Below are 18,004 nucleotides of genomic sequence, written 5' to 3'. Positions count from 1 at the left end.
GGCTGTTGGCTGTTGGCTCATTCTGCATCCTTTGTTCGTTAAGTCAATAGTTATTTTGCACTTAATTAACCTCGTGGCAAAATTCAGCGCAATGGTACTAAATTTTAGTAAAAACTCAAGAAAAAACTACGTTTTTAACAATCAAATGTTGATTTATTATTAGGCTTATTAAATAGCAATATCACATAAAATGGAAATCTAAAAATTAAATGAAAACTGACTTTTCAACTTAACAGTGATAGGATAGGCAACATTGCTAAGACATTAATATAATGATAACTATGTCAACCATTTTAAGAATTGCCACCCGGCAAAGTCCACTTGCACTATGGCAAGCAAATTTTGTTAAAGCACGTTTAGAGGCGTTTCATCCTACTCTCACTGTAGAACTTGTTCCAATGGTCACTAAAGGGGATGTGATTCTTGATACCCCCTTGGCTAAAATTGGTGGAAAAGGGCTATTTGTCAAAGAGCTAGAAAATGCCTTGTTAGAAAATCGGGCGGATATTGCTGTCCATTCTATGAAGGATGTACCAATGCAATTCCCTGAAGGATTGGGATTAAGTGTGATCTGTAAACGGGAAGATCCTCGTGATGCCTTTATTTCCAATCGCTATACCTCGCTTGATGACCTACCCCAAGGGGCGATTGTTGGCACCTCAAGTTTACGCCGTCAATGTCAGCTAAAACAATTACGCCCGGATTTAGATATTCGTTCGTTACGAGGCAATGTTGGCACCCGTTTAAGTAAATTAGATAAGGGTGAATACGATGCGATTATTCTTGCCGCTGCCGGGTTAATCCGCTTAGGGATGAAAGAACGCATCACCTCATTTATTGAGACCGAGCTCTCTTTACCGGCAGCCGGTCAAGGTGCGGTGGGAATAGAATGTCGCACCGATGATACAATGGTTCAAGCCTTGCTAACACCTCTTGTCGATGAAGAAACTACCGCTTGCGTTTTGGCAGAACGGGCAATGAATGCTCGTTTACAAGGTGGTTGCCAAGTGCCTATTGGCGGCTATGCCATTTTGGAAAACAATCAGATTTATTTACGAGCCCTCGTGGGCGAACTTGACGGCTCTGCGGTTATCCGAGCCGAAGGAAAAAGTGCGGTGGAAAATGCAGAAGAATTAGGCGTTCGAATCGCAGAACAACTCCTTGCCCAAGGTGCAGATCGTATTCTTGCCAACCTGTACGCCCAAGGAGAACAATAATGGCTGTGCTTGTCACCCGCCCAGATGAACGTGGAAAACAACTGGTTGATTTACTCAATCAATCGGGCATCGTAGCATTGCACCTCCCTTTATTCACCTTTGAAAGCGGTGGCGATTTGGAAGCATTTCCAAAAAAATTGACTCAACTTAACTGTGGTGATTATGTGTTTCTCGTCTCCCAAAGTGCGGTCGATTTTTCCGTTAAAACGTTGAAAGAAACCGGTTTTTATTGGCGTGAAGATTTACAATACTTTACTGTCGGGCAAAGAACCGCTCAGTATTTTTCTTGTCAAAGCGAGCAAGTCGTCCGTTATCCTATCTCACAGGAAAATAGTGAAGCCTTACTTGCTCTTCCACAAATGCAACGGCTTGATGGAAAACAAATTTTAATTTTACGTGGCAACAGCGGACGTGAATATTTTGCAGAACAGGCAAAACAACGAGGCGCCATTGTTGATATTTTAGAATGTTACCGTAGAGAGCCAATCCTCTATAATAAGGAAGAACAAACCAGTATTTGTAAACGTGCCGGTGTTGATACTTTAGTGGTAACCAGCCTCGAAATTCTGCAAGCACTCATTGAATTTGTACCGGAAAATGAGCAAAATTGGCTGAAAGGTTGCCGCTTAGTGACAGTCAGCCCTCGTATTGCAGAAGCAGCGCAACAGCAAGGCTGGCAAAGCGTCACCTTGTCTCCAAAGGCGGACAACCCAAGTTTGTTGAATACATTACTTAGCTCAATGACCTAATAAGGAATGAATATGGCGAAAAATCAATCAAATGAAGTCGTGGAAAATCTTGATAAAAGCGTACAAAGTGCGGTTGAAAATCAAGTAGAAATCCCTCCTCCCCCTCCTCAAACTATCGTGAAAAAAAGTGGAACAGGATTAAGTCTGTTGGCTATTTTAATCGCTTTGGGTGTAGGCGGTGTCGGTTATTATTTCGGTCAGCAACAAGTGAACGAAATTCAACAAAAACTGACCGCACTTGAAGGACAAATCGGTCAAACTGCGACAGTGCCAACCAATCAAAACCAAACCGAACAATTTGTTCAGCTTGAAAAAGCCAACAGTGAAACACAAAGCAAAATCACCCAACTTGAACAGCAACTTGCAGCAAAAGAACAAGCTTTTAGCACCCTACGCCAACAGCTTGACTATGTCAGCAAACAAGCGGTTGCGCAACAACCTAACGATTGGTTATTTTCTGAAGCCGATTTCTTATTAAACAATGCTTTGCGTAAATTAGTGTTAGACAACGATGTGGATACCGGCGTGTCCTTACTCAAACTGGCTGACGAAACGCTAACCAAAGTCAATAATACTGAGGCGATGGCCGTTCGTTCTGCCATCAACCAAGATCTCAAACAACTCCTTTCCGTTGACAGTATTGATCAAAATGCCGTGATGCAACGCCTTTCTCTGCTCGCCAATTCGGTGGATGAATTGCCTGTGCTTAATGTGAATTTTGGCGATGACCCTAATTCGGAAAAATTGTCCGATTCGTTAGATGACTGGCAGGCAAATGCAGAAAAAAGTGCGGTCTCTTTTTTAAATCATTTTATTCGTATCACGCCAAAACAGGGGGCAGATAAAAAAGAGTTGCTTGCACCGAATCAAGATATTTATTTACGTGAGAATATCCGTCTGCGTTTGCAATTAGCCATTATGGCAGTACCACGCCAACAAAATGATCTGTATAAACAATCTTTGGATGCCGTGGCAACTTGGGTGCGTAGCTATTTTGATACTGATGCAGAAGTCACCCAAAATTTCTTAAAATCCATTGATGAATTAGCAGAATTATCCGTTTATGTAGACGTTCCAACCCAATTACAAAGTTTGAACTTGTTGGATAAATATCTCAACCGCATACCGGCAGAGGTGCAAAAAATCGAAATTGAGGCAGAAAAATCCCTCAATGAACCGGCTAAATCGGAAGCGGTATCGGAAAATCCAACCAATCATCCGGAAAGCGTTTCTCCGCAAGCCAAACCAACAACTGAGCCACAACAATAAGGATAGACTATGTTTAGAACACTATTTTTAATGCTGGCTTTACTCGCTGGACTTATTGCAGGCCCCCATCTTTCCGGTCAGCAAGGTTATGTGCGTATTGAAACGGCGAACAATATTTATGAAATGTCCATCACGACCCTCGTGATCTTATTTGTGGCTACCCTTGCGATCATTTATTTTGTTGAATGGGGGATCAGCCGTTTTCTTCGTTTAAGTAATAACACCTACAGTTGGTTTTCCCGCCGTAAACGGGTGAAAGCACAAAAACAAACCCTTAAAGGTTTAATGAAAATGAACGAGGGCGATTATGCCAAAGCAGAGAAACTTATCGGTAAAAATGCCAAACATTCCGATGAACCGATTTTGAATTTAATTACTGCGGCAGAAGCCGCCCAACAACGTGGTGATGAATTTAGTGCAAACCGCTATTTAATTGAAGCCACAGAGCTTGCCGGTTCCGACAATTTGTTGGTAGAGATTGCCCGCACCCGCATTCTATTACAACAAAACAAATTACCGGCCGCCAGAAGCTCGGTAGATAGCTTGTTGGAAATGACAGATCGCAATAAAGAAGTATTAAAACTTGCCGTTGAAATTTATACCCAATCCAAAGCCTATCAGGCTCTTGATAACATTTTGGATTTAATTCAACGTGCCGGCATATACAATGAAGAAGAATTTAAAGCGATACAGGTTAAAACCGAAAATGGCCTACTTGATGAAAAAATGAATGAAGAAGGGGTGGATGGTTTGCTTGCTTGGTGGGAAGAACAGCCTCGTCGCCGTCGCCAAGACTTAGATTTAAAAGTGGCATTGATTGAGCGTTTAATTGATTGTAATGATCATGAATCCGCTTATGAATTTACCCTCGAAGTATTGAAAAAATGGGGAGAAAACACCCCATTAAGCCCAACACTTTGCACCCAAATAACCCGCCTACAACCGGTTGATAATACCAAATTAATCAAAATGATCGAAAAACGGGTCAAACGTGCAGATGAAGATCAGCAATGCGGAATCAACCGAGCCTTAGGTTATTTGTATGTTCGCAATAACGAATTTACCAAAGCGGCTGAAGCATTTAAAAAAGTCATCGCTTGTCCAAAACAGCTTGAATCTAACGATACCATGATGGCAATTTATATCTTTGAACAAGCAGGCGATAACGCAACGGCAGAACAAATCCGCCAAGAAAGCCTACGCCATGCGATGTCTCTCCACCATGAAGAGACAGAAAAAACCAAAGAAAATCCCACCGCACTTTTGGAAAAACAAGGGGAAAACTTATAAGCTATAAATAAGTAACAACTTCCCATTAGTTGAAATGAATAGGGGCTATGAATTTTAGTATTTACTAAAGTAATATACTAGAAACAAAACTTTTACAGCCCCTAAAATTAATCTAGAAAAATAGTTGTATTTTAGTTTAATTATCTTTTCCAAATCCTTTCACTTGGTATTCCAAATTCTTCTGGAATTGGTTTATTACAAACTATTAGATCAAAGTCATCAAGTCGACCAATATAAGCGGGGTGAACTTGTTTAAACTTGGTATGATCAAAGATAAGAATCTTCTTTTGTGCTTTTGCCATCGCTTTCTGTTTTACTTGAGCTTCACTAAATCTAAAACAGGTTAATCCCTGTTGTTTATCAACACCAGAAGTAGCAATAAAAGCCTTCGTGGTGCATACAAAATCCAATATGGAATAATTTTGAATAGATGTGACGAGTGAATTATCTCTCGAATAGTGACCACCGCATAAAATAATATTGCAATTTATTTTCTCTTGTAAAATCATAAAAGTGTTAATAGAACAACATATTGCTGTAAATTTTACTTTATTAGATATTTGTGAAGCCAAAGAGGCAATTGTCGTCCCACAGTCAAAAAATATGACATCCCCATCCTCAATTAAAGAAGAAGCTAATTTTCCTACTTCCATTTTTTCTACTACATTTTTATCTTGTTGTTCTAAAAGGAAATAGCTATTTTTTGCGTCATTAACTATATATCCACCTAATAAACTCATTGAATTGGTAGATGCCAGATCTCGGCGAATAGTCATTTCTGAGACATTCAGGATAGTAGAAGCCTCTCGTAAATGGATTTTGTCCACCTGCTTTAAAAGTAATTCTAATTTTTTTATCCTAGAATTAGCTTTAATATTATCTATTGCCATATGACCACTCATCAGCTTTTAAGTGCATTGATTAACTTCGTATAATACTTATATTTTTGTTGATATATAAAATAATTTTCTTTATTGGGTTCTATATATTCAACGCTTTTTAACTTATTAATCATACATTTTGTATCTGCGCCAATACCTTGCATAGCAACTAACGCTGCCCCTAAACACCCCAGTTCATCTATTGCAGAAACTTCTAACGACATACCAGTAATATCAGCAAGAATTTGCAGCCATACCTGTGATTTCGTTATTCCTCCCATTACATGTAATCTTTCTACATTAGGAAATTTTTTCTTCATCTTTTCTATATGCGTCAATAAGCTAAAAATAACGCCTTCATAAATTGCACGTAATAAATGAGATTTGGTATGGTAGGATTGGATTCCATATAATCCTCCCTTCACATCCCCTGCATTCGTTCCATATAAAAATGGAATAAATAGAATCGAATCTAACTGAGGTTTTACACTATCTACAAGAATATTGATTTCGTCATAAGTTAGGGGCGCCCACTGTTCAATGAACCATTCTAAATTCGCAATAGAAGTTGGGCTATCATCATGAACAATCAACTTATTTGTTTCAGGATAACAACCATGAACCAATCGTTGTTGTTGACTTGCAAAATTCCGTGTTATTCCACTAACAATGTGCCAAGTACCCAAAATAGCACAAAGTTTATTCTCATCTGTCAGATTAGCACATAATGTGGAAGCCACTACATCAAATAAACCACCAACTACAGGCGTTCCCACTTCTAAACCTGACAATTCGGCTGCTTCTCGCATAATATAGCCTACCACTTGATTTGATTTTACTATAGGAGGAAGTTTGTCATATACATCAGCGATGCCTAATTTTTCTATAATTTCAGCATCATAGGTTTTTGTTGTCATATTATATAAATTAGATTCAGAAATATTCGTTTCTTCACAATATAATTTGCCTGTTAAACAAAACCTAAGGTAGTCATGAGACATTAAGATAGCACCAATACTTTCATAACGTTCTTTATCATTCTCCTTCAGCCAACGTAAAATTGAAACTGGATGACCTGCCCAAAGTGGTTGATAGGTCCTTGGATAGAGCCAATGATGAATATGTTCTTTCTCCCAATTTTTGACAATATTGTTAGCTCTTTGATCCGAAGAAAGAATAGCTTTCCCTAAAGGTTTATTTCCCTTATCCAATAGAAACAGTCCTTTACCCTGAGCAGATATTCCAATAGATTTTATTCGTTTTGAACTGATATTACTTTGTTCTATAACCGCTTTTATGACTTTAATACAATCTAACCATAATTTAGTCATATCCCTTTCAGCATAGCCTTCTTTTTCACTTAGTATTGGAGAATTTTGCCTTGATGATGAAAGAATATTCCCAACACTATCCACTATAGCTGCTTTAATAAAAGTTCCACCACAATCAATACCTAAATAGTATTCCATTATTCCCTCCTAATGACTTAATCTCTTCGAAAGAAAATAGCTTTAAAATTGCTCATTGAAACTTCTCCACGGCGTACTTGATCTAAAAATACAGCAAGGACAATAACAAGTCCAATAATCAATCGCTGTAAATAAGAGGTTACATTCAGTAATGTCAATCCATTTTGTAATACCCCCATAATTAAGGCACCAATAGAAGTACTGATGACAGAACCAATTCCACCAATTAAACTTGTTCCTCCGATAACGGTAGCCGCAATCGCATCTAACTCATAGCCCGTACCTGCAATAGGCTGTGCAGCATTTAATCGTCCAACTAAAATAACCGCCCCAATTGCAGCCAATGCACCATTAATGACATAAGCTTTTATTTCTAAGCGATTGACATTAATCCCTGATAAACGAACTGCTTCACGGTTTCCCCCTAGAGCATAAATTTGTCGACCAAAAATGGTTTGACTTAATACATAATAGCTCACTAATACAACAATAATAGCGATAATGACAGGAATAGGAATATGGATTTGCTCTGTTAGCTCAAGTTTACCATTGCCAAAAAACCGTAGCGCATCAGGAAAATTATAGATTGTTTTACCATCAGAAAGTGTTAAGGCTAGCCCTCTAGCTATCCCCATCATACCTAACGTTGTAATAAACGGAGTAACTTTACAATAAACAATAAGAAATCCATTAATATAACCACAAATTGCTCCAACAAGAATCGATCCTATAATGGAACATAAAACAAGTATTACGACAGAAAAATCAGAGGGACTATCCCCTAAATACCTTAATCCACTATGAATAAATATCCCTAGACAGACTGCACTTAGTGCAACAATCGATCCTACGGATAAATCAATTCCACCAGTTAAAATGACATAAGTCATACCAACTGAAATAATACAAATTACAGAAACTTGTAATAAGATATTAAGTATATTATTAGAAGATAAAAATACCTCATGTGCTAAGGACATACCAACAATCATAATAAATAAGATGATTCCAATTCCTAATTTAGAAAATATTTTTCTTAGATTATTCATAATTCCTCCAACTTTATTAAACACCGATCATTAAATGCATAAGATTCTCTTCATTAATTTCATCTCGTTTAGTAATTTCCTCTATTTTTTCACCATTACGCATAACAATGACCCGATCTGACATCGTAATTAATTCCGGTAAATCCGATGACACCATAATAATACTTCCATCTTGTTCAACAAATTTTCGCATTAAATCATAGATTTCAGATTTTGCGCCTATATCAATTCCTCTTGTAGGTTCATCAAAAAATAGAATATTCACACCACTTTCTAACCACCTTGCAATAATAACTTTCTGCTGATTTCCTCCAGAGAGCGTTTTTGTTTCTTGTTCTTGATCTCTAGAAACAATTTTTAATTGCTCCCTATTTTTCTCAACAAGCTGTCTTTCACTTTTTTTATCTAAATAGATCTTTTTCCAAAAACGTTTTAATATTGGTAGTGTGATATTTTCTCTAATACTTAATCCTAAAATTAAACCTTGTGACTTACGATCCTCAGTAATAAATCCAATTTTATTTTTAACTGCATCTTCAGGAGAAAAGATATCCACCTTTTTATTATCAATAAAAATATCACCTGTTGCTCCATCTGCCCCATAGATTGCCCGTAATAGTTCTGTTCTTCCAGCCCCCACCAAGCCTGCAAACCCCAAAATTTCACCTTTATTAAGTTGGAATGAAATTTGCTTTAACTTTTTATTACTAATATTTTCTACCCTTAATTTCTCCTCATGAAATCTGTTTTCTCTTTGATATTTGCTAAAATCAATATCTCTACCAACCATTAATTTAACAATTTCTTCTGTAGAAGTTTCTTGATATGGAATTGTCCCCGTAATCTCTCCATCTCTAAGTACGGTAACTTTATCTGCTATATACTCAAACTCTTCTAATCGGTGAGAAATATAAATCATTGCAACGTTTTTTTCCTTTAGCTGCCTAATAATTTTAAAAAGTGTTTGAGTATTTTTTCTTGATATTGAGGAAGTTGGCTCATCAAAAATAATCACTTTATATTGACCCAAAATTGCTTTAGCAATCTCAACCATTTGCTGTTGAGCTACTGATAGATTGGAAATTAAATCATCGGGATGAATATCTAGCTCCAACTCATTAATGATTTTTTGAGTTTTTTCTCGCATGTCATGCCAGTCCATAAGCATACCGGCACGTTTTTTTTCTGAGCCTAAAAAAATATTTTCTAGTACAGTCAATTGAGGAACTAACATTAGCTCTTGATGAATAAAGCCAATCCCCAATGTTTGGGCTTCTTTCACTGTTTTAGGAAGGTAATAAGTGTTTTTATAAGTAATTTCTCCGCTATCTCTGGAATAGATTCCTGCAATTATTTTACATAGTGTAGATTTACCCGCACCATTTTCCCCAACCAAACAATGTACCTCTCCTTCATTAATTGTAAGATTAATATTTTTTAAAATATCAACTCCGAAAAAGCTTTTTCTTACGTTATGGAGTTCTAAGATTGCTTTTGAATTTAAAGCCATCGCTCTCTCCCTATCATCTCTTATAAAATTCGAATATAGGGTAAAGTATTTTATAGATTAAAAATGTTAGACTTATCACACTAGTAAAGTTGTTAATTCTAGTAAGCTAAATCGTTTAAACCACATACAGAGGGAATGAATTATGAAAAAAACTTTCTTGCGCAATATGATTTCTACTGGTTTACTTATGTTTGCTTTATCGAATAACAGTTATTCAGCAAATAAACCACAAATTGCATTATTAATGAAAACCCTTAGTAATGAGTATTTTATCTCTATGCAACAAGGTGCTGAAGAAACTGCAAAGAAAATGAATGTTGACTTAACAATTCAAGTTGCAGAAAAAGAAGACTCAACAGAGCAGTTAGTTGGTCTTGTTGAAAATATGATTGCAAAAAAAGTAGATGCAATTATCGTCACACCTAATGACTCCATCGCATTTATTCCTGCTTTCCAAAAAGCGGAAAAAGCGGGCATTCCAATCATTGATTTAGATGTCCGTTTAGACGCTGCAGCTGCGAAAAAAGCAAATTTAAAATTCAATTATGTAGGGGTCGACAATTTCTTAGGGGGATATTTAGCCGCTAAAAATTTAGTACAAGCAGTTGGTGGTAAAGGTAAAATAGCAATATTAGAAGGAATCCCGGGGGTAGATAACGGAGAACAACGTAAAGCAGGAGCCTTAAAAGCATTTAAAGAATCTCCAGAGATCGAAATCGTTGCCTCTCAATCAGCAAACTGGGAAACGGAGCAAGCATTGAATGTAACCAGTAATATTCTCACCGCCCATCCAGATATAAATGGTATTTTTGCAGCAAACATAATATGGCTATTGGAGCTGTCACAGCTGTAGAGAATGCGGGTTTACTCGGTAAAGTTTTGGTGACTGGATACGATGGAATCCCTCTTGCAATTGAATATGTAAAACAAGGAAAAATGCAAAATACCATCGATCAGCTACCGAAAAAACAAGTTGCTGTAGCAATTGAAAGTGCGTTAAAACAACTTAACAAACAAGAGATTCCTGAAGTTTATTATGTTGACCCTGTAGTGGTTGATAAGGAAATGTCAAAAAATTACTAGCATAGTAAATGCGGGAGAGTAAATACAAAATCTATTCTGAACAGATGACTAACTACCATGCTAAGTTCTCTGCTTAGAATATGAATGCAAAAACCATCAAACAAAAAGGCACAATATCAATTGTGCCTTTATTTTTCTCAGAAGATTGATTTCATTAGCAACGCCACAGCTTCACAAGCGCTCCCTTCGCCTCTTCCGGTGAAACCTAATTTTTCTGTTGTTGTCGCTTTCACGTTGACTTGTTCAACATCGCAGGATAAATCAGTAGCAATCACCGCTCGCATTTCATCAATATAAGAACGCATTTTAGGAGCTTGGGCAATAATAGTGATATCCATTTCAACTAAAAGGACTAAGCTATACACAATACAGAAGTCACTCCTTAAATGAGATAAGTCTAACTTTTTGGAGGTAGGTCAAAATTCAATAAAAAAATCAACTACGCTTTTTATTTAATTCGCAAGCCACGCACTAAGAGCTTGATAAATTGCTTGAGCGACCTCACCACTTAATGCTTTATTTTTCTCATCAGTAATTACAAGGGCGCTTTGTTTTCCGATAGCAGAAATTTGCATAAAGTAAGTACCTTTTTCGAGCTCTGGTTCATTGATACCTAAACGTAGCCAATCTTCTTGATCTAAAGGTGAATATTTCAATTCACGTTGTCCACGACCGACTGTTTCTGACTTGATAGTAAATCCCACTTTGGATAGCACTGAGCCTAATTTTTCCCACGCTTGGTCAAAGGTCGCCTCCATACTTAATGCCACTCTCCCATTTGTATCTGTGATTAAGCCTGATTGGAATGCACCCACCGAGGCATTATTAAGATTTTTTTGTTGTTCGTTATAAGCATTGGTTAATACGGAAATAAAATGATTTAAACGGGTTGATGTATAGCGTTGTTTTTCAGCTACACTCGGGGTGAAAATAATACCGTCACGGCGCATTTGTTTAATTGAAACTGTCAGAGCACTTGCATCACGCACTGAAATCTGCTCAATTTGATATTGAATTTCAGTATTGATTTTGTCATCAACCCGTCCGGTATTATGCCAATCCGTGGTGAGAATAGCGCCATTGATTGTTGAACCAATGTTTTCCTCTTTTAAGAGGCGTTGAATCTGTTGTAGGTTATAAACTGAGGCCTGCTCATTGGAATAAACAATCAAGGCACGTTCACCATCAAATTGTGTGAGTGAATTTTTGATGAGCGCCAAAGGAGTTGATGGTGGGCGAATATCTACTATTTCCCCCTTTTGAATATCGATATTTGGCAACTCATAAGTTGAATCTTGCTTTGGTAGATTCACTCCACCAGTTGCTAACGGGGAAAAACCTGGGATTGATATATCGGATTTCTGATAGGTGTCATTTGCACCTTGTAATTTTTCAGGATTGGATGAGCAGGCTGATAATAAACTAACTGTGATTAATCCTAAGAGAATTTTTTTCATTGTTAAACCCTTAAAAATGAATAAAAAATTAACCGCACTTTTTGACAACAAAATCTGCCAGCTAATTTTTTTAAAGTTTGGGGCTGAAAAATCAACCCCATTGCCATTTACTCATTTAAATTAAACCGGCTGTTTTTAGCGCGGTTTCTACTTTTGCTTGCGCACCGTCACTGAGAATTGTGAGCGGTAAACGAAGATATGGTGTTTTAATTAACCCTAAACGATAAGCCGCCCATTTCACTGGAATTGGATTTGATTCCACAAATAAATCACGATGTAATGCCATTAAGCGTTGATTAATTTCATCTGCCTTAGCAAATTCTCCTGATCGGACTAAGCGACACATTTCCGCCATTTCTTTTGCCGCAAGATTATTGGTGACGGAAATCACCCCCTCTGCCCCTAATTTCATCGCCTCTAATCCGGTTGCATCATCACCACTTAACACAATAAAATCTTTTCCGGCTAATTTTTTGATTTCGGTTACACGATTCACCTCACCGGTTGCCTCTTTTATCCCCACAATATTTTCAATTTGGGCTAAACGTGCAACGGTTTCCGGTTTCATATCGCTACCGGTACGCCCCGGTACATTGTAAAGAATTTGCGGTAAATCAGTACATTCCGCTATGGCTTTAAAATGTTGATACATCCCTTCTTGGGTCGGTTTATTGTAATAAGGAACGACGGAAAGACAACCTGCTACGCCACTATCGCGTAATAATTTCGTCATTACAATCGCTTCACTGGTTGCATTTGCCCCTGTTCCGGCAATAACAGGAATACGACCTTTTGCCAGTTCCACAGTCTTCTCAATAACCTTCACATTTTCTTCAATACTGAGTGTCGCAGATTCACCGGTCGTCCCTACCGAAACAATCGCATCTGTACCTGCATTGATATGAAATTCCACTAATTTTTCCAGCATGCCAAAATCAATTTCACCGTGGTTATCCATCGGTGTGACTAATGCAACAATACTGCCAAAAAATAAGGCGTTTTGTTTGGACATAAAACCTCCGTCATCGATGATGATTAATTATTTGAAAAATATTCGTTAGGATCGCTAAAATAACGGCGATTTGCAAATCATTTTTTTATTTTAAGGAATTTTCTATGAAAACATTAAAACCCGGCGATATGGCGCCTCTATTTACCCTAAAAGATCAAGCCGATCATCCTGTTTCGCTTGAAAATTTCAAAGGCAAAAAAGTACTGGTTTATTTTTATCCTAAAGCGCTTACACCAGGTTGTACAACACAGGCTTGTGGATTGCGTGATGTAAAAAGTGAGTTGGAACAATTAGGTGTAGTCATTTTAGGTATCAGCCCTGACTCACCGAAAAAACTATCGCAATTTACAGAGAAAAAAGACTTAAATTTCCCTTTACTTGCAGATGAAGATCACCAAATAGCTGAACAATTTGGAGTGTGGGGGCAAAAGAAATTTATGGGAAAAACCTATGACGGTATTCATCGAATCACGTTTCTCATCGATGAACAAGGAAAAATTCAGCACGTATTTGACAAATTTAAAACTGGCGAACATCACCAAGTGGTGCTGGATTATTTACAATCTTTCTAAAACTTAAAATAATAGAGTGCACTTTGCTATCCCTCAAAAGCTGAGGCAGGTTAGTTAATTTAAATATTGAGCTCTGTATTGCTCCGAGTTCAATCCTTTTAAATCAAATTTAATCCATTTTGGTGTAATAGACAAAATGGTTGATCTTTTTTGTTTCCCTATGCCCTAATAGACAAAGTGGTTGATCGTGAATTTACGATCAACGCTTTTTCTTTAAAATAATCTTTAATAAATAATATCTTATGATATTTAGTTAAACCCTGATGTACCGATAATTTCTACTTAAGTTCTCCCAATAGCCCCTCTAGTCGATTATTCGCCTTTTCTCGGGTATTTTTCAAAGCAAAAAAAGATAATCTTGGTTCTCTTTAAACCTAAATAAGCACCTCTTAAATTTCTATGTTTATAGAAATATTTTCCTTTATCATTAGGCTTATCAGAACGCTCTTCCAAATATGTTTTATATTCAAGATACCATTTATGTAGATTAACGTAAAACGCTGATTTACTACTTATTTTAAAGGGGTTGGTTAATATTTTTAGGGTTTTCTCCACCTCTGATTTTGGATTCCTTGTTCGGTTTCTAATCACAATTGCAACTTGATGAAACTGACAAAATTGAGTGGAAATATTCAGCTCGTTTTTCAATAACTCCCATCTACCATCACAAGTAATTGATTGAATTTTATAGCCTTTTTCTCTAAGTTTGATGATAGCAATAAAGTAATAAATATCTTTCTCGCTTTTGATAATTTGATGATAAACCATTTTTTTAGAGAGCAAATCCATTAGGACAAGTACACCAAATTCCCTTCCCCAAAAGCTCTGTATTATTTTTAGGTGGGTTTAGTCCTGTTTTAGATGAATTTAAAACGTATCGCTGTATCGTTCTAATCGAACATTGATATTTATTAACAAGCTGTTTATAAGTTTGTTTTCCCTATGAATAATCTTGACAAATTTTTATTGGATCTAATTTTTCTTTAAAAGAAAATATTTTATGACATTCATTACATCTATAATGCTGAATATTATTTCTAATGTCAAACTTACAGACATTTGGACTTTGACAGAAAATATAGTTTTTTTACTCATATTTCAAGAAAGTGGGTTAAAGCCTTTTACTATAAGGACTTAACCCACTTTTGATCAACCATTTTGTCTATTACATCTCCATCTTGGTTGTGATATACCAAATATTCTTCAATTTCTGCCTTCAGTTCAACAGCTGAAGTATCGGCATATTAGTAAAAACACTCAGATTTTAGTATCGCCAAAAAGCTTTCAATCACGGCATTCTCGTAGTAATTTCTTTAATGGATTATGCTTTGTACCACATTACCTTCCAACATTTTCCCCATTCATCGTACACGCCTTGAGCATTGTGAGTAATTGAGCATTCTGTTGGCTTAAATTGGCTAAGCCCTTGTTCTAGCATCATTTTTACTAGTGAGAACTTTGGGCGTATAGCAAATAATTTCCCGGTTAGATAAGTCTATCAATGGCGAAAAGTAGCGCTTTTCTTGTCCAACCTAAAATTCTGTCACATCCGTTACCCCATTTTTGATTGAGCACAATGAGCGTAAAGTCACGATTCAACACCTTTGGTGCAATAAGCGATGTTTTCCCTAATTTTCTCCATCTTTTTCTACGTAAAATAGAACAAATGAATAATTTCATCACTGTTTTATGATTCAGATGAAAGCTCATCTGACGTAATTTTAGCCTCAAAGGATGATAACCATTACGCTGTTTACTTTCATGATACAGCGATAAAATTGCTTCTTTAACCTGCGTATAATCTCTCTTAACTTGTTGATAATAAAAGGTAGTACGTGACATTTTAGCCACATAAAGTAAATCATTCAAAGCGATCTTCGGCTTTAACATTTCAATGATTTTTCTTTTTTTCTGCAATCATTTCTAGCGGTCGAGTTCCTACAACTTTTTTAAGCAAAGCAATCTCCGCACGAGTCAGCGTCAATTCTCGTTGTAACTTTTTGAAGACCTATTGACTCAGTAACTTCAATTTCTTTTTTTCATCTTTGGCTTCACTCTTTTAATTGGTGAAATTTTGAACAGGGCGATTTTACGCCATCAAGTCTTCTTTCACAAAATGCTTTTAGCCAATAAATAACAAGAGAATAAGGAACTTAATGAAGTTTAGTCACCTTACGGATAGCAAAATCCTGCTCGGTGACCGGTTTGATAATTTCTAGACGAAATTGATAAGGGTTGACATAATCTGCACCTCAAATTAGGAGCCCAACTTTTAGGGCTCAGATCAATGTAAACCCGCACTTTTTGAGAGTAGGTCAAGGTTTATAGATAAATTCAATCCCCTCATCATCTTCTTCTGTCCAATCATCATCCCAATCGTCCTCACCATCAAATTGATGTTCCGCCAATTGTTCTTGGTGATAATCTTCCCATTTGAATTTAACTTCTTCCGGTGCAACCTCTGCTTCTTCCATATCACGAGGATGGGACTCAATAAAATCCATAATATCGCGGCAAAGTACAGGGACATTTTGACCTGTTGCGGCAGAAATTAAATAATAATCCTCATCCCAACCTAAACGTTCCGTGATCTCTTTTGCTCGGGTTTGTAATTCCTCATCGGTCATCGTATCAATTTTATTAAAAACCAACCAACGGGGTTTTTCCGCTAATTTTTCGCTATATTGGAACAACTCCGATTCAATAATCGCTACATTATCCGCCGGATCTGAACCGTCAATCGGATTGATATCCACAAGATGAATTAACACACGACAACGTTCTAAATGTTTTAAAAAACGGATCCCTAAACCAGCCCCTTCTGCCGCCCCTTCAATTAAACCCGGGATATCGGCCACCACAAAGCTTTTTGCCTCATCCATTTTCACCACACCAAGGCTTGGTACTAAAGTAGTGAAAGGATAATCCGCAACTTTGGGTTTCGCCGCAGATACAGCCCGAATAAAGGTCGATTTACCGGCATTTGGCAAACCCAACATACCGACATCGGCAAGCAACATCAACTCCAACAATAAATCCCGCTTTTCACCCGGCGTTCCCATGGTTTTTTGGCGTGGTGCACGGTTCACGGAAGATTTAAAACGGGTGTTTCCAAGCCCATGATAGCCACCTTTTGCCACCAACATTTTTTGCCCGTGTTTGGTTAGATCACCCAGGGTTTCTTTTGTGTCATTATCAATGGCTCTCGTTCCGACAGGAACCGGTAAAATAATATCTTTACCACGACGACCGGTACAATCGGAACTTCGTCCATTTTCACCACGTTCTGCGGCAAAACGCTTGTTAAAACGATAGTCAATGAGGGTATTGAGGTTCTCATCTGCCACAAGATAAACATCCCCGCCATCCCCCCCGTCGCCACCATCAGGGCCACCTTTGGGGATAAACTTCTCTCGACGGAAACTCACACAGCCGTTTCCCCCATCTCCAGCTTCGACTCGAATTAAAGATTCATCAATAAATTTCATTAAAACTCTCCAAAATTTAACCGCACTTTTCCGCTATTTTATCTTGTGCGAGGGTAATAATTTATGTCCAATTGCCGATAAAATTGCACCGCATACTACAATAAACGCCCCGATATAGCTAATGCTATTTAATTCCGGTGCATTAAAATGCTCTGGGCTAATAGCATGTGCAATATGTGAGAAGAAAATCGTAAAAAGAGGGACCAATGTCACCACAACACTGACTTTTGATACATCCCAGCGGTTTAATGCCTCAGCATAAGCCCCATAGCCAATTAACGTATTCAAACAGCAGTAAATAAAACAAGCCAATGCAAAAGGAGTGAGCGCACTCACTTGAGAAAAATCCGCCATTGGCGTGAACACCATTGCACAGCCGAAATACATCATGAGAAGAATTTGTTGAGAACTAAATTTTCTTAGCATTAATTTTTGAACCATACCATAGGTCACCCAAACCAAAGCTGCACTGACACTTAATATCACCCCGGTTGAATATTGATTTAGCCCGCTAAAGGTACCAATGCGATCATTGAAAAATAATCCAAGGCCTATCAACAAAAGCAAAATACCTATTTTTTGATGCAATCCCAGCGTTTCTTTGAAGATAAGCACACCGCAAATCAGCATGCCAAAAGACGAAAGATGGATAAAAATCTGGGCGATTGAAGGTTCAATATAATTAAGGGAGGAGCTAAATAGCAAAAAATTACCGGCAAGCCCAAGTACACCGATGATTGCCAACCAACCATACTGTCCGATTTTTCTTGCTTCGGGGAGTTTCTTTTTATAAGCCAGCAAAAACAACAAAGCAAGAGCGGCCACCACAAAACGATACCACACGATAGTTTGAGCATTCATTATTGCCAGCACTTGCTTCAAAGCAATAGGTAATGATCCCCACGCCATTGCTGTAATCAGTGCAAAAATGAAACCTAATAAAGGTTGTTGTTTCATC

General features: G+C 37.4%; 15 protein-coding genes and 2 pseudogenes. 6 read left to right on the top strand and 11 right to left on the bottom strand.

Annotation, left to right across the window (positions count from 1 at the left end; all coding sequences use genetic code 11):
* The first annotated feature begins 281 nt into the window (after positions 1-281).
* The 4 genes from hemC to BKK50_RS01585 are packed head-to-tail and all read left to right on the top strand — an operon-like array spanning position 282 to position 4,525.
* A complete protein-coding gene (gene hemC, locus BKK50_RS01600) occupies positions 282-1,217 on the top strand; it encodes a hydroxymethylbilane synthase (RefSeq protein ID WP_179108385.1) in 936 nt (311 codons plus the stop codon).
* A complete protein-coding gene (locus tag BKK50_RS01595; RefSeq protein ID WP_077414680.1) occupies positions 1,217-1,966 on the top strand; it encodes a uroporphyrinogen-III synthase in 750 nt (249 codons plus the stop codon). Before hemC ends, BKK50_RS01595 begins: the two co-directional genes overlap by 1 nt.
* Positions 1,967-1,978: 12 nt before the next feature.
* Complete coding sequence (locus BKK50_RS01590) at positions 1,979-3,235, top strand: uroporphyrinogen-III C-methyltransferase (protein ID WP_077414678.1); 1,257 nt, start codon at positions 1,979-1,981, stop codon at positions 3,233-3,235.
* A gap of 9 nt (positions 3,236-3,244) precedes the next feature.
* Positions 3,245-4,525: a heme biosynthesis protein HemY gene (locus BKK50_RS01585; RefSeq protein WP_077414676.1), complete on the top strand. Its 1,281-nt coding sequence runs from the start codon at positions 3,245-3,247 to the stop codon at positions 4,523-4,525.
* Positions 4,526-4,665: 140 nt separating this feature from the next.
* Here the strand turns inward: BKK50_RS01585 and deoR are convergent, their stop codons facing one another.
* Genes deoR through BKK50_RS01565 form a run of 4 tightly spaced genes read right to left on the bottom strand, consistent with a single transcriptional unit; the run spans position 4,666 to position 9,434 of the window.
* On the bottom strand, positions 4,666-5,415 hold the full coding sequence (deoR, locus tag BKK50_RS01580) for a DNA-binding transcriptional repressor DeoR (RefSeq protein WP_077414674.1): 750 nt from the start codon (positions 5,413-5,415) through the stop codon (positions 4,666-4,668).
* Positions 5,416-5,426: 11 nt separating this feature from the next.
* On the bottom strand, positions 5,427-6,875 hold the full coding sequence (locus BKK50_RS01575) for an FGGY-family carbohydrate kinase (protein ID WP_077414672.1): 1,449 nt from the start codon (positions 6,873-6,875) through the stop codon (positions 5,427-5,429).
* 17 nt (positions 6,876-6,892) lie between these two features.
* On the bottom strand, positions 6,893-7,924 hold the full coding sequence (locus BKK50_RS01570; RefSeq protein ID WP_077414670.1) for an ABC transporter permease: 1,032 nt from the start codon (positions 7,922-7,924) through the stop codon (positions 6,893-6,895).
* A gap of 16 nt (positions 7,925-7,940) precedes the next feature.
* Positions 7,941-9,434, bottom strand: a complete 1,494-nt coding sequence (locus BKK50_RS01565; protein WP_077414668.1) for a sugar ABC transporter ATP-binding protein — start codon at positions 9,432-9,434, stop codon at positions 7,941-7,943.
* 142 nt (positions 9,435-9,576) lie between these two features.
* Between BKK50_RS01565 and BKK50_RS01560 the strand changes: the two are divergent.
* Positions 9,577-10,517: pseudogene (locus tag BKK50_RS01560) on the top strand (substrate-binding domain-containing protein).
* 137 nt (positions 10,518-10,654) lie between these two features.
* Here the strand turns inward: BKK50_RS01560 and BKK50_RS01555 are convergent.
* The 3 genes and pseudogenes from BKK50_RS01555 to dapA all read right to left on the bottom strand — a co-directional run.
* A pseudogene (locus tag BKK50_RS01555) lies at positions 10,655-10,855 on the bottom strand (2-C-methyl-D-erythritol 2,4-cyclodiphosphate synthase); the annotation flags it as partial.
* 114 nt (positions 10,856-10,969) lie between these two features.
* Positions 10,970-11,974, bottom strand: a complete 1,005-nt coding sequence (gene bamC, locus BKK50_RS01550; protein WP_077414666.1) for an outer membrane protein assembly factor BamC — start codon at positions 11,972-11,974, stop codon at positions 10,970-10,972.
* Between the two features lie 115 nt (positions 11,975-12,089).
* Positions 12,090-12,986, bottom strand: coding sequence for a 4-hydroxy-tetrahydrodipicolinate synthase (gene dapA, locus BKK50_RS01545; protein ID WP_077414664.1), 897 nt, complete (start codon positions 12,984-12,986; stop codon positions 12,090-12,092).
* Positions 12,987-13,090: 104 nt separating this feature from the next.
* Here dapA and bcp point away from each other — a divergent pair, with 104 nt between their 5' ends.
* The gene (gene bcp / locus BKK50_RS01540) at positions 13,091-13,558 is read left to right on the top strand and encodes a thioredoxin-dependent thiol peroxidase (RefSeq protein WP_077414662.1); all 468 of its coding nucleotides are present in this window, start codon (positions 13,091-13,093) and stop codon (positions 13,556-13,558) included.
* A gap of 312 nt (positions 13,559-13,870) precedes the next feature.
* Here the strand turns inward: bcp and BKK50_RS12760 are convergent, their stop codons facing one another.
* The 4 genes from BKK50_RS12760 to BKK50_RS01515 all read right to left on the bottom strand — a co-directional run bounded on the left by BKK50_RS12760 (position 13,871) and on the right by BKK50_RS01515 (position 18,003).
* Positions 13,871-14,347 carry a hypothetical protein gene (locus tag BKK50_RS12760; RefSeq protein WP_244149401.1) on the bottom strand — a complete coding sequence of 159 codons (477 nt, stop codon included), beginning with the start codon at positions 14,345-14,347 and terminating at the stop codon, positions 13,871-13,873.
* 696 nt (positions 14,348-15,043) lie between these two features.
* Positions 15,044-15,448: a hypothetical protein gene (locus BKK50_RS12635; RefSeq protein ID WP_208606188.1), complete on the bottom strand. Its 405-nt coding sequence runs from the start codon at positions 15,446-15,448 to the stop codon at positions 15,044-15,046.
* A 425-nt stretch (positions 15,449-15,873) separates the two neighbouring features.
* Positions 15,874-17,046, bottom strand: coding sequence for an Obg family GTPase CgtA (gene cgtA, locus BKK50_RS01520; RefSeq protein ID WP_077414660.1), 1,173 nt, complete (start codon positions 17,044-17,046; stop codon positions 15,874-15,876).
* 33 nt (positions 17,047-17,079) lie between these two features.
* On the bottom strand, positions 17,080-18,003 hold the full coding sequence (locus tag BKK50_RS01515) for a DMT family transporter (RefSeq protein ID WP_077414658.1): 924 nt from the start codon (positions 18,001-18,003) through the stop codon (positions 17,080-17,082).
* Position 18,004: the final 1 nt, after the last annotated feature.

Source organism: Rodentibacter rarus, from assembly GCF_001998965.1.
GTDB lineage: Bacteria > Pseudomonadota > Gammaproteobacteria > Enterobacterales > Pasteurellaceae > Rodentibacter > Rodentibacter rarus.
This window is presented reverse-complemented; position numbering and strand designations above follow the sequence as displayed.